The organism is Pseudoalteromonas sp. K222D (assembly GCF_017653575.1).
GTDB lineage: Bacteria > Pseudomonadota > Gammaproteobacteria > Enterobacterales > Alteromonadaceae > Pseudoalteromonas > Pseudoalteromonas nigrifaciens.
In genome coordinates this window covers 1-13,515 of record NZ_JAGGDL010000016.1, presented here as the reverse complement: position 1 = coordinate 13,515, position 13,515 = coordinate 1, and the positions used below count along the sequence as shown (strand labels likewise).

Here is a 13,515-nt window from a genome sequence, read left to right as displayed (position 1 = left end):
TCTATGCAAAAATGTATTAATAGCGTTACTAAGCTAATTTTAATACTGACTTTTTTAGCGACTGCAACTGCAGTCGCTAATGAAGATCGTACCAAAAAAGATCTCAGCGAAGTACAAACGGCACTTAAGCAAAGCCAATCTGAATACAACGCGCAACGCAAAAAAGTTGCCACGCTACAAAAAAACCTACAACAGCACGAACTCGAAATAGCTAAAAACGCCAAAGCCCTAAATATGGCTGAGCAGTCGGTTAAAAAAAACGAACAACAGCAACAACTGCAACAGCAAAAAGCCGATCAACTCGAACAACAACATGCACAGTTTCAACACGCATTAGCTGCGCAACTTAAAAGTGCTTATATGGCCGGTGGCGACGATGATTATGCAAAAATGCTGCTCAACCAAGAAGACACGGCTAAATTTGAGCGCACTCTAAGCTATTATAATTATTTAAATAAAGCCCGTATTGAACAACTCGAAGAGCTAAAAGCGCTGCAGTTACAAATAGCGCAAAACCAGGCTGAACTGGCTAAAACAAAGCAAAAACTAGTCAACCTGCATGATGAACAAAAAAGACGCCAAACCGCATTAGTTAACGCCCAAAGTGAACGCCAAGCCAATTTAAAAAATTTACAGGCACAGCTAAACAGCACCAAAAGCTCAATTAACTATTTAAAAGAAAACCAACAAACGCTGATCACAACTATTGAAGAGTTAGAGAAAGAAAAAAATAAAAAAGTTGAATTACTCGGCCTCAATAATAGCAAAGGCAAACTAAACTGGCCAAGCCGAGGTAAGTTAGAGCACACTTTTGGACAACGAAAACACGGTGGTATTGACTGGAAAGGCGTATTAATAGGCGCAAAAGAAGGCAGCAATATTAACAGTGTTCATAACGGCCAAGTGGTATTTGCCGATTGGTTAAAAGGCTACGGCTGGGTAATTGTAGTTGATCATGGTGAGGGGTTTATGAGCCTTTACGGCCATGCACAAACCTTATTAAAAGATGTTGGCGACATGGTAAGAGAAGGCGAAACGGTAGCGCTAGTTGGCCAAAGCGGCGGGCAAGCAAGTTCTGGTCTATACTTTGAAATGCGCCATAAAGGGCGTGCAGTAAATCCTGAAAAATGGTGCAAACGCATTTAGCAAATACCAATCTTATGTAAAACATACCATTGGTATAAATTAACCGCTGCGCCGCATTGGAGCAGCCGATGGACAAAAAAAGCACCTTAGCAAAATGGTTTAAAAATACAGGCTTTACGCTTAGCTTAAGCCTGTATTTACTTGCCCTATTTGTTTTTATTAGCTTTTCAGCTAATGTGTTTTCTAGTTCGATTAAAGAATTAAAAAACCAACAAATAACCGAAATCCTATTTAATATTCATACCTACTACGTTGAAGATCTTGCACTACAAAACACCACACATACTAGCTATAACAACCAACAGTTTGCGCATTTATATGCCCAGCTCGATCCCTATTCTAAATACCTTGATGAACACGAATTAAATACTTTATTTGATAACACTAATGGCCGCTATACCGGTTTAGGTATTGAGGTTAAACAAATAAATAACAGTGTAACCATTGTAAATGTAGTGAATAACTCACCTGCTAAAAGTGCTGGGGTTATGGCCGGTGACATTATCATTAGCGTTAATAATCAAACAACACAAAACAGCACCGTAGAGCATGTTGCTCAACTAATAACAGCAAGCAAACTTAGTAATATTAGTTTAACCATAAAGCGTGATAACCAACCACAACCACTTAATTTTAATGTGAGTCGCCGTAAAATAAAGCTTGAAAGCGTTACTAGTCAGCGCTTAGATTTAGGCAGCGGTTATTTAGCTATAAATAGTTTTTCTAACCACACTTTACATGAAGTGGCTTTGCAAATAGCAGCCATGCAAAATCACTTTGGGCACCCACTTAAAGGCCTAGTTATTGATTTACGTGATAACCCCGGCGGTACACTTAGAAGCGCTGTTGCGGTATCGGATCTGTTTTTACAAAACGGTACTATTGTTACAACCAAAGGGCGCTATAACGAGGCAAATAAAGCTTTTTATGCCAAACACGGAGACATTTTAAAAGGCGCCCCTATTGTCGTGCTAATTAACGAAAACTCGGCATCAGCAGCCGAAATTTTAGCTGCCGCATTAAAAGATAATAACCGCGCCAAGGTTGTTGGCAGCCAATCTTTTGGTAAAGGCTCAGTGCAATCGCTTATTCCACTTGGTGATGGCAGCACTGCATTAAAGCTCACTACAGCTAAGTACTTCACTCCTTTGGGGAAATCAATCGAGGGTGTTGGTATTACGCCCGACGTGGCGATTAATCAAACAACCCTTTCACAAAGTGATAAAGCCGTTATAATCAAAAACCAGCAAGCTAAAAGTAAACAAACACAACTAGCCAGCAAGGTAACTGATTTACAATTAGCTAAAGCTAAACAATTACTTAACCTGCAATAATTTTAGCCTTACTGATGTTGAATTAATAAGCTCTAAAAATAATAAAAACTATAAATTTAAAAAGCGATAAAGATGAAAGTAATTATAGGGCTGATATTGATGCTTGGTTTTGCGTCACTCAATGCTAAAGCCAAGCAAATAGCGATAGTAATAGACGACATAGGCTATCACCAGAGAGATTTAGAACTGTTAACTTTGCCTGGCCAAGTGTCGTATTCAATTTTGCCTCACACTCCTTATGCACAAGCTTTTGCCACTTTAGCCAGTAAAACAAATAAAGAGTTATTACTGCATATTCCCATGCAAGCACTTAACGGCAAGGAGCTTGGCCCTGGCGCACTTACGTTAAATATGAATAAAGAGCAGATACAGCAAATACTTGGCACTGCTTTGGCCAGTTTACCGCAAGTTAAAGGGGTTAATAATCACATGGGATCGGCGCTCACCCAGCAAGGTCAAGCTATGAGGTGGATAATGGAAGTGCTTAAAAAGCGACATTTATACTTTTTAGATAGCCGCACCACTGAATTAAGCCAGGCACAAAATGCCGCTAACTTTTTAGGCGTTGAAAATATTGGCCGTCATATTTTTTTAGATAACATAACCACACCAGAACAATTACAACTGCGCCTAGATGAGCTAAAACAACACGCTACTGAGCATAAGTTTGCCATTGCAATTGCCCACCCCTACCCTGAAACAATCGCATTTTTACGCCACGTTTTACCACAGCTCAGCAAACAAGGTTTTGAATTAGTACCCGTATCTAAGCTGGTAGAGCGTAAATATATACAACTAGCAGAGAAGTACTAAAGAGTAAATTGCAGCGGTTAGTAAAAGCCAGCTCTTTAATAAGCGCGGCATAAAGCCCTGCCTACGCACAACTTAAACACTGACCGTGGCTAATTTCGACCTAGTACCTAATGTAGCTAATCCCTGGATATACCCACGTTATGTCGCAGTATGATTTCAGCGACAAAAAGTAGAAATTTGATAATGCATTAGAATAATATTTATTTATTCATCGCAGCTTTTACATATACGTCGAAGCGGTTTTTTTTCGTTTTAATTTGCATGCTAGGAGTTTTATCGTTTAAAAACGGGGCATAGTCGGGGCGCTTTACTACCACGCGCTTACTGGCAAGTGGGTAGGCAAATTCGAGTAAATCGTCGGCGTCGGTGTCGGCGCCTACTAAGTCTTGAAATACGCGCATTTCTTTTTTAACTAAGGCTGATTTTTCGCGATGCGGAAACATAGGATCTAAGTAAACTACATCTGGCATGCTTTCGCATTGAGCAAGTAAGGTATGGCTTGAGCCAAATATTAGGCTCATGTTTTGCTGCATCCACGGACCAATTTCAATGTCGTTGTATGCGCGCTGCAGACCATCGTATAAAAGTGCTGCAACTACGGGGTGGCGTTCGTGCAATATAACTTTACAACCAAGCGACGCTAATACAAAACCATCACGTCCTAGCCCTGCTGTAGCGTCGAGAACTACCGGAGTAGCCCCTTTATTTAAGCCTACTGCTTTGGCAATTGCTTGGCCTTTACCGCCGCCAAACTTTCGTCTGTGCGCTGCAGCGCCCGTAACAAAGTCAACGCTTATTGCGCCCAGTTTAGGCTCATCGGTTTTATATAAGCTCAGGCCTGTATCATCGTAATGTAGGCTAAAACCACTGCTTTGCTCTGCCCAATGGGCTAAGCCAAAACGTGTTTCTAACTCATTTAAATAAGGACGGCACTCTTTAAAGGCACACTTAATAACCACTCTACACTCCGACGATAAAATACTTTTTTAGTATATCAAGCGCCTTAGTTTAAAGCATTAAATTAGCAATGAAAGGAAAACAATAGTCTTGAATTTGAGAGTAATTAAAGTTCAGATGCTGTAAAAAATAAAGCGGTCAGTTTCATAATGAAAACTGACCGCTATGTATTGGTGAGTAACTAAAAGTATATAGAGTTAACTTTATACTTTAGGCAGCAATACCGCTGTGGCGAAGAAGTGCGTCAACATTTGGCTCGCGGCCACGGAAGTTTTTAAATAATTCCATTGGCTCTTCGCTGCCGCCTTTTTCTAGGATGTGCTGCATAAATGCTCGCCCTGTTTCTGGGTTAAAAATGCCCTCTTCTTCAAATTTAGAATAAGCATCGGCAGAGAGTACTTCTGCCCATTTATACGAGTAATAACCTGCGCTATAACCACCGGCAAAAATATGACTAAAGCCATGCTGAAAGCGGTTAAATTCTGGCGCTTTTATTACCGAGGTGCGACTGCGCACGTCGTTAAGCACAGCTTGAATATTACATGGCTCACCGGCTACGTAGTCGTTATGTATTTTAAAGTCGAATAACGAAAACTCTAACTGACGCAGCATTTGCATGCCCGAGTTATAGTTTTTAGCTGCTAGTAACTTATCTAGTAGTTCTTTAGGTAGTGGCTCGCCGGTTTCGTAATGCCCTGAAATAAAGCTAAGTGCTTGCTCTTCGTAGCACCAGTTTTCTAAAAACTGACTTGGTAGCTCTACCGCATCCCATGCAACGCCGTTAATGCCTGCAACAGGCGCTGCATCTACCTGAGTTAGCATATGATGAATACCATGGCCAAACTCATGGAATAAAGTAGTTACTTCGTTATGAGTAAACAAGGCCGGTTTATCGCCTATTGCCTTGTTAAAGTTACAAACTAAATACGCCACTGGTGTTTGCAATTCGCCGCTAGCGCGTACTTTACGCCCCATACAGTCGTCCATCCATGCGCCACCACGTTTATGATCGCGAGCATATAAGTCGAGATAAAAACGGCCACGTAACGTATTACTGCTGTCGTATATTTCAAAAAAGCGTACATCTTTGTGGTAGCTGTCAAAATCACTGACTTCTTTTACGCTAATGCCAAATAAACGGTTAACTGTTTCAAACAAACCACTTAATACTTTATTAGCTGGAAAATACGGGCGGAGTACTTCGTCTGAAATGGCGTATTTATCTTGCTTAAGCTTTTCGCCGTAATAACCAAAATCCCACGCTGCTAGTTCGGTAATACCGTGTTTTTGCTCTGCGTAGGCTTGTAGCTCTGCAAGTTCTTGCTCTGCTTGTGGTTTTGATTTAGCCGCTAGGTCTTCTAAAAATGAGAATACTTGTGCAGGCGTCTCAGCCATTTTAGTGGCAAGTGACTTTTCAGCGTAGCTATTAAAGCCAAGCAACTGTGCTAGTTCATGACGTAGCGCTAGCTCTTCGCTCATAATTGCTGAGTTATCAAATTCACCCGCATTAGGGCCTTGATCAGACGCACGTGTAGAAAACGCTGTGTATGTTTCTTCGCGTAGTTCGCGATTATCGGCGTAGGTCATAATAGGTAAGTACGATGGAAAATCGAGCGTAAATACCCAGCCGTCTAATTCTTTACTTTTTGCGGTATCGGCAGCTAAAGCCAACGCCGACTCTGGTAAACCAGCCAGTTCACTTTCATCGGTAATGTGTTTATGCCAAGCCAATGTGGCATCCATAACATTATTGCCAAATTTAGAGGCCAGCTCTGATAAACGCGCGCTAATTTCGCCATAACGTTTTTGCTGCGCGGGCTCTAGTGCAATACCCGATAATTTAAAATCGCGTAGTGCATTCGTAATCGACTTTTGCTGAGCGGTAGTGAGGGTTTTAAATTCATCACTGTTATATAACGCGTTGTAAGCTGCAAACAAACCTTGATGCTGCCCTACAAAAGTTGAGTACTCAGAAATAAGTGGTAAACATTGCTCGTATTGCTCACGTAGTTCGTCGTTATTCATTACCGAATTTAAGTGCGATACCGGCGAAAACATCCGTGATAATTTATCATCGGCTTCTTCTAGTGGCAGTACTAAATCGTTCCAAGTGTATGATTTTTTAGCAAGCACATCTTCAATGGCTTGGCGGCACTGCTCAATCCCGTGCTTTAGTGCTGGCACTACGTGCTCTGGCTTTATTTTTGAAAATGGCGGTAAGCCTTCAAGCCCAATTAATGGGTTAGTGTTTGCATTGGTCATATTTATCTCAAATTTGTGCATTATAAGCATTAAAGTTGGGGCAAAGTGACTAAATACAAGAGCATTTAAGCTTATGATGATCGCAATAAGATCTTTTTCGTTTATACAGCGTGTATGGTAATTTTACCTATGCTGATTAAGTGATTTGCCTTGAGCATATGCTATCATCGGCACAATACAGTTAAATAAACTTTGAGGATTAAACATGGCTCAGCATTTTGATTATATTGCAATTGGCGGTGGTAGCGGCGGTATTGCGTCGGCGAACCGTGCGGCAATGCGTGGCGCTAAAGTAGCACTTATTGAAGCAAAACATATGGGTGGCACATGTGTAAACGTAGGGTGTGTGCCTAAAAAAGTAATGTGGCATGGTGCTCAAGTTGCTGAAGCAATTAATTTATATGCGCCTGATTACGGCTTTAATGTTGAAGTAAAAGGTTTTGATTGGGGCAAATTAGTAGAAAGCCGCGAAGCCTACATTGGCCGAATCCATAAAGGTTACGATAATGGCCTTGCAAACAACGGCGTTACCGTAATTAAAGGTTTTGCTAAATTTGTAGATAATAAAACAGTTGAAGTAGATGGTGAGCATTATACTGCTGATCATATTTTAATTGCTGTTGGCGGTCGTCCAAGCATTCCAAACATTGAAGGTGCTGAGCACGGCATTGACTCTAATGGCTTTTTTGAGCTTAAAGAGCAACCTAAACGCGTTGCTGTTATTGGCGCAGGTTACATTGCTGTAGAGCTTGCAGGCGTACTACATAGCTTGGGCACTGACACGCATTTATTTGTGCGTAAACACGCACCACTGCGTAACTTTGACCCATATATAATCGATACGCTAGTTGAAGTAATGGCAAAAGAAGGCCCTACGCTGCATACCGAATCTGTACCACATAAATTGGTTAAAGAAGACGACGGCTCAGTAACCTTGCATTTAGATAATGGTAAAAGCCATAACGTAGACCAAGTAATTTGGGCTATTGGCCGCGAGCCAACCACAAATGCAATTAATATTGCTGCAGCAGGCGTAGAAGTTAACAGCAAAGGTTTTGTTAAAGTAGACGAGTACCAAAATACCACAGCTGAAAACGTATACGCTGTGGGCGACATTATCGAAAACGGCATTGAGCTTACCCCAGTAGCAGTTAAAGCTGGGCGTACTTTATCTGAGCGCTTATTTAATAAAGAACTGCCAGATGATTTAAAAATGGATTACAGCTTAGTTCCTACGGTAGTATTTAGTCACCCACCCATTGGTACTATTGGCTTAACAGAGCAAGAAGCTATATCGCAATATGGTGCAGAAAACGTAAAAGTATACCAATCAGCTTTTGCCGCTATGTATACCGCGGTTACGCAACATCGCCAGCCTTGTAAAATGAAGCTAGTGTGCGCAGGTCCAGATGAAAAAGTGGTCGGCTTGCATGGTATAGGTTTTGCTGTAGACGAAATGATTCAAGGTTTTGCTGTCGCCATGAAAATGGGCGCTACTAAAGCTGACTTTGATGCTGTGGTTGCTATACACCCGACTGGCTCAGAAGAGTTTGTAACGATGCGCTAAGTATCGACTTTAAACTGCAAAAGGCCTTTACTATTTATTTAGTAAGGGCTTTTTTATGCTCAATATATTTACACTTGCAACACACAACAAACCAACCAAACCATTACAAGAAAAACAACATAAAAACACCAATTACACATTTAACCCATTAATTTAACAGCAAAAGTTTTAGACCAATAAATATATAAAAAGTTTCCATAATATTTTGGCTTTCTGTCCTTTTTGTAATTAAAATCTCGCGCATGGTCTCCTATGTGGATTTTTTCATGTTTTTACTACGATCTTTTATTTACTTATTATGCTTAGCTGGTGTTGCCTCATTAATTCAGCTTGAAGGCTTTGAATTACAGCAAAATGCACTTTATAGTGAAGAAACACTCACTGAGCACATGCAAGATATTTTAACTTTTTTAAGTGCTATTTTGTTTTTTTATGCCTCGCGTATTAGCTCGAAACTTAAGGTAGCTTCGGTATTACTTGCAGCTCTAACAGCAATGATGTTTGTAAGAGAATTTGATACATACCTTGATATGTATGTTTTTGATGGCGCCTGGCAAACTATCGTTTATTCAATACTTGCTTGTACATTTGTTTACCTAATAAGAAAAAGAGGGACTATTTTTAGCTCCATCCAAGCCTATACTCAAACACCAAGTTATGGCATTTGCTTATCTGGCTTGGTTACGTTGTTAGCTTTTTCTCGCATTATGGGCAGAGGTGAATTTTGGCACTCTATTATGGGTGAGAGCTACGTGCGTATAGTTAAAAACATTGTAGAAGAAGGGATAGAAACACTTGGTTATACTTTAATTTTAATTTCAGCTATTGAGCTTGTACTTTTGTGTCGTAAGCAGCTTAATAAACAGCATCACCATGTTGGCAATGGAGTAACTGACTAACTCAACTTAATTTTTTTGAGGTTAAGTTTGCTAATTGGTTTCATAAATCAATATACTAAGCTTGTTTGCAATTACTCGTATTTTGGAATTTATGATCAAAGATATACTACTACATCCAGTTCTTATCTCAGTGGTGGTGCTCACTATCGCATTTAGTTTAAAAGTACTTGTTGATAAGTTGGCGCGATATAGAGCAGAAAAAAAAGAAAAAGATACTCGCTACATTGCACACAATATTAAGCACTTTATTAACTTTACTATGGTTTTGTTACTGCTGTTTATATGGTCGACTGAGATTCAAAACTTTGCACTGTCTATAGCCGCTTTTGCCGTTGCTATTGTGCTTGCCACTAGAGAGTTTATTCAGTGTGTAATTGGCTTTTTTTACTTAGTAACAACCCGCCCATTTAGAATTGGCGACTGGGTACAAGTTGGTGAATATTATGGTGAAGTAGCAGAGACTAACTGGATTAAAACCACCTTACATGAAATTGATATGAGAACTTATCAATTCTCCAGAAAAACAATATATATCCCTAATAACAAATTAATTACCAGCCCAATAAAAAACTTAAACTTTATTAAACGCTTCGCTACTCATCATTTTAATATTGTGCGCAAAGACAGCTTTAATCCGTACCCTATTTACGAAACTCTAAGTAATAAAGCCAAGCATTACTGCGAAGAGTTTGAAGAAGTAGCAAGTAGATATAACTCTATTATTGAAAGAAAGTTAGATGCAAAGATTTCAGGCCCAGAACCCGAAATTCACTTTGGTACTACTGAGTTAGGAGAGTTTAGAGCAAGCTTCACCCTATTTTGCCCAACCGATAAAGCTCTTGAAATTGAGCATAAGTTAACTGAGTGCTTTATGGAGCTGTGGTATAGCGAAGCAACTAAAAGTGATGTTAAGGATTAAATCTATTACTCGATTAGCAAAAAGGCGCACTTATTAAAGTGACTTTTTATCGAAGAAACCCTGTGTTCTGAGAAGTGATGTCGCAGGGCAGTTCACTTAGATGAAAGAGAATAATTTAAACTTTATTATTTTAAATATAACAATTGCTCTACCGCGAAGTAATAAGGCTGCAGTAGAGCAATTATTCACGCTTACAAAATAAAGGTAGCCACCTTATCGCTCAAATCAGCAGCGCGATCTTTAAGTACTTTTGCCTGGCTTAAATGGGTCAAAGCCGACTCAGTGATCTCATCTGTAACATCTTTTATAGCAACCGTATTTTGCGTTATTTCATTTGTTACTTGTGTTTGCTCTTCGGCTGCTATGGCTATTTGTCCTGCCATATCAGAAATTATATTAACCGCTTGAGTAATTTCTTCGAGGGCTTTTGCTGCAGCATTAACGTCATCAACACTATTATTAGCTAACCCTTTACTACTATCCATTAAACTAACGGCCTGCTTAGTCGTGTTTTGTAAAGTTTCGATAGTAGTATAAATTTCTGCAGTAGATTCTTGAGTTCGGCGAGATAAAACGCGTACTTCATCGGCAACAACCGCAAAGCCGCGACCGTGCTCACCGGCACGAGCAGCTTCAATGGCCGCATTGAGTGCTAATAAATTAGTTTGCTCAGCAACCTCTTGAATTGTAGTTAAAATACTAGAAATAGCTTGTGCATGCAGGCTTAGCTCTCCCATAACCACAGTGGTTTCATCAATCTCAGATGCTAATGAATTAATAGTGCTACGAGTTTTATCGACCAAGCCTTTGCCCTGTGCACTGCTTTGGGCTGATTGCTGTGATGCTGCTGCTGTGCTTTCTGCATTGGCTGCAATTTCATGTGTTGCACTAGACATTTCTGTTACAGCAGTAGCAACCATCGCTACTTCTTGTTGTTGACGTTGTAACTCTTCAACGCTCGTTTGATTGGTACACAAACTTCTCTCTGCATCTAAATCAAGCTCAGTTGCAAGCTGGCGAATATGGCTAATAAGCTCATGCTGACTACTCACAAAGCGATTAAAGCTATCAGCTAACACACCTACTTCATCTTGGCTATCGACCTCTATACGCTGCGTTAAATCGCCATTACCGTCTGCAATCCGTGATAATGCCTGAGATACTCGAGCTAATGGTCCGAGTAATAAACTTAACAACCATGAAATAGCCAAAACACTCACTATTAAAGCTAAAGCTGCTAACCCTAACTGAGTTAACATTAAGTTTGTTAATGGTGCTTCCAGTGTTTTTTTATCCAGTACAAAAGCTAACTGCCAATCAGTATTAGGAATATCTACGCCCCAAAGTAATTTATCTCGGCCTTCAGTTTTAAAATAAGCAGGAGTAAGCTCCCCACTTTGAATACTCGATTGCACCAGCTTAGTATTTAACTGATCATCAATATTACTGATTTGACCCATAACTTTACTTGCGTCTTTATAGGCAATCACTGTACCGTCATTATGCATCATGATTGCATACCCATTGGCTGGCAACGCCATGTTATTGACATTTTCAACTAAACTAGCAATAGATACATCACCACCAACCACACCATTTCGAGCCGGTTGGGCTATACTAACTACGGGTAAATTAGAAGTAACGTCTAAATAAGGCTTGGTAATAATAGTTTTACCTGCTTGTTGGGCGTATTGATACCAAGGCCTAGTTAAGGGGTTGTAATCGGTGTTATCGATACTTGGATCAGAGTCGAACATTTTACCATCGCTGTTACCAAAATAAGTCGACTGAAAATCCCCAGAAGCTTGTGCTTGCTGTAACGCGTTGAGCATATCCCCCTCTAACTTTGTCGCCACCGAGCTAATAATTCGCAGGCGATCAGCAAGCCATTGCTCAATCTGTGCTGCCTGTTGCTCACCAGATTGACTAACCTGATCAACACTACTTTGTAATAACAAGGCTTTTTGAGTGGAATAACTACGCCATGATAGCAACGCTACCACAATGACGAGTGCGAGAATAACCGATAACAATATCTTTTTCTTTAGTGAATATGAGTGCATATTGGGTACTAATACAGCTTAAAATTAAATTAGATGATGGGTGTAAACACAGCTAACTAACAGCTGAATTTAGAATATGGGTTAAACTGAAAGGCCAGTCTAAACCTGCAAATATTTTCGCATACACAGGGAGGAAACAAAATAAAAACTAACCTCTAGCAGCCTAAATCAGACTTATTCACTAGTATATAATGTTAACGTTTTAACTCAAATAAACCCCATGTAAATAGTAACAATCAAATGAGTGCGGTTGGTTTATTTTACGTTAAATATATATTTAACGTATTGACTCTAAATAAGACCTAGCTTAAATGGTATGCGCTAACTTCATCGATTGTGAATAGAAAAAATAAAATTTTAAGTAAATATCGTGAAACAAACGAAAAAACCCCGCATTTTATATACGGGGCTTTTTTTTGTTAGCTAAATGGTTAGGTTTACACCATTGCAGCTTGTAGTTTTTTCATCGCTGTTTTTTCTAGCTGGCGAACACGCTCAGCCGATACACTGTATTTTTCGGCAAGCTCTTGTAGCGTTGCTTTATCGTCGGTTAACCAACGTGCGCTTACAATGTCTTGCGAGCGTTCGTCTAGCGTTTTAAGAGCGCTAAACAAACGAGTATGTGATTGTTCTTGCCATTGTTGCTGCTCAATATCATCAGCTAAATCAGCAGTGCCATCAGTTAAATACTGTACTGGTGAATAGGTGCTGCTTGGTGCGCTGTCGTCGTCATCACCTGTAAGGTCAAAGCCCATGTCTTGGCCGCTCATGCGCGATTCCATTTCACGTACTTCTTTTTCACTCACACCTAGCTCGCTAGCTACTGTGCTAACTTCTGCTTGGTTAAACCAGCCTAAACGTTTTTTATTTTTACGAAGGTTAAAAAACAATTTACGTTGCGCTTTAGTGGTAGCAACTTTTACGATGCGCCAGTTTTTAAGTACAAACTCATGAATTTCTGCTTTAATCCAATGCACTGCAAACGATACTAAACGCACACCCACTTCTGGGTTAAAACGCTTTACCGCTTTCATCAGGCCAATATTACCTTCTTGGATTAAATCTGCTTGTGGCAAGCCATAACCCGAGTAGCCTTTTGCAATATGCGCTACAAAGCGTAAGTGCGACATAATGAGTTGCTTTGCAGCACTAAGATCACCTTCTTCCTGAAGACGTGTTGCCAGCTCTTGTTCTTGCTCTACTTTAAGCATAGGAATAGTGCTTACCGCTTGAAGGTAACCGTCCATGCTTGCGCTTTGCTGTCCAACTGTAAGTGCCATTGCGTATAAATCTTTACTCATTTTTCACCTCGGTGATAAACATTTGAAACCATCTTAGCACTCTTTACCTAAGAGTGCTAACCCCAATTTAAAACTTTTCTTAAGTATAAATCAAGTGGTTTTTTGTATTTTTTAAGTCTACGCTAAGCGACTGAATAAGTGATGAATTAAGCCCTGCTATAGCTTTAAAGTACTTTTGTGAACTACCCATCGACGCCACTCCGTGTCGATCAATGGGCTTCTACAGCCTTGACTTAGAGACTAGGCTGCTTCTT

10 protein-coding genes are annotated in these 13,515 nt (G+C 40.0%); 6 read left to right on the top strand and 4 right to left on the bottom strand.

Annotated elements, in window-relative coordinates; genetic code table 11:
• Positions 1-3 precede the first annotated feature (3 nt).
• The 3 genes from J5X91_RS09625 (at position 4) to J5X91_RS09615 (ending at position 3,293) form a co-directional block, all read left to right on the top strand.
• Positions 4-1,146 (top strand): peptidoglycan DD-metalloendopeptidase family protein, encoded by a 1,143-nt coding sequence (locus tag J5X91_RS09625; RefSeq protein WP_208834513.1) that lies wholly within the window; start codon positions 4-6, stop codon positions 1,144-1,146.
• A gap of 68 nt (positions 1,147-1,214) precedes the next feature.
• Entirely contained in the window at positions 1,215-2,480 is a 1,266-nt protein-coding gene (locus J5X91_RS09620) for a S41 family peptidase (RefSeq protein WP_208834512.1), read from the top strand.
• Positions 2,481-2,552: 72 nt separating this feature from the next.
• A complete protein-coding gene (locus J5X91_RS09615; protein ID WP_179807181.1) occupies positions 2,553-3,293 on the top strand; it encodes a divergent polysaccharide deacetylase family protein in 741 nt (246 codons plus the stop codon).
• A gap of 200 nt (positions 3,294-3,493) precedes the next feature.
• Here the strand turns inward: J5X91_RS09615 and J5X91_RS09610 are convergent, their stop codons facing one another.
• Both J5X91_RS09610 and prlC read right to left on the bottom strand, forming a co-directional pair.
• The gene (locus tag J5X91_RS09610) at positions 3,494-4,252 is read right to left on the bottom strand and encodes a class I SAM-dependent methyltransferase (protein ID WP_197108411.1); all 759 of its coding nucleotides are present in this window, start codon (positions 4,250-4,252) and stop codon (positions 3,494-3,496) included.
• 208 nt (positions 4,253-4,460) lie between these two features.
• A complete protein-coding gene (prlC, locus tag J5X91_RS09605) occupies positions 4,461-6,512 on the bottom strand; it encodes an oligopeptidase A (RefSeq protein WP_011327072.1) in 2,052 nt (683 codons plus the stop codon).
• 205 nt (positions 6,513-6,717) lie between these two features.
• On the opposite strand from prlC, the gene gorA reads away from it, so the two are divergent.
• The 3 genes from gorA (at position 6,718) to J5X91_RS09590 (ending at position 9,897) form a co-directional block, all read left to right on the top strand.
• Positions 6,718-8,079, top strand: coding sequence for a glutathione-disulfide reductase (gene gorA / locus J5X91_RS09600; RefSeq protein WP_182676969.1), 1,362 nt, complete (start codon positions 6,718-6,720; stop codon positions 8,077-8,079).
• 266 nt (positions 8,080-8,345) lie between these two features.
• On the top strand, positions 8,346-8,978 hold the full coding sequence (locus J5X91_RS09595; protein ID WP_086996603.1) for a hypothetical protein: 633 nt from the start codon (positions 8,346-8,348) through the stop codon (positions 8,976-8,978).
• Positions 8,979-9,069: 91 nt separating this feature from the next.
• Positions 9,070-9,897 carry a mechanosensitive ion channel family protein gene (locus J5X91_RS09590; protein WP_208834511.1) on the top strand — a complete coding sequence of 276 codons (828 nt, stop codon included), beginning with the start codon at positions 9,070-9,072 and terminating at the stop codon, positions 9,895-9,897.
• Between the two features lie 191 nt (positions 9,898-10,088).
• On the opposite strand, the gene J5X91_RS09585 is transcribed toward J5X91_RS09590, so the two are convergent.
• Both J5X91_RS09585 and rpoH read right to left on the bottom strand, forming a co-directional pair.
• The gene (locus J5X91_RS09585) at positions 10,089-11,960 is read right to left on the bottom strand and encodes a methyl-accepting chemotaxis protein (protein ID WP_208834510.1); all 1,872 of its coding nucleotides are present in this window, start codon (positions 11,958-11,960) and stop codon (positions 10,089-10,091) included.
• Between the two features lie 437 nt (positions 11,961-12,397).
• Positions 12,398-13,261, bottom strand: coding sequence for an RNA polymerase sigma factor RpoH (gene rpoH / locus J5X91_RS09580; RefSeq protein WP_011327068.1), 864 nt, complete (start codon positions 13,259-13,261; stop codon positions 12,398-12,400).
• Positions 13,262-13,515 lie beyond the last annotated feature (254 nt).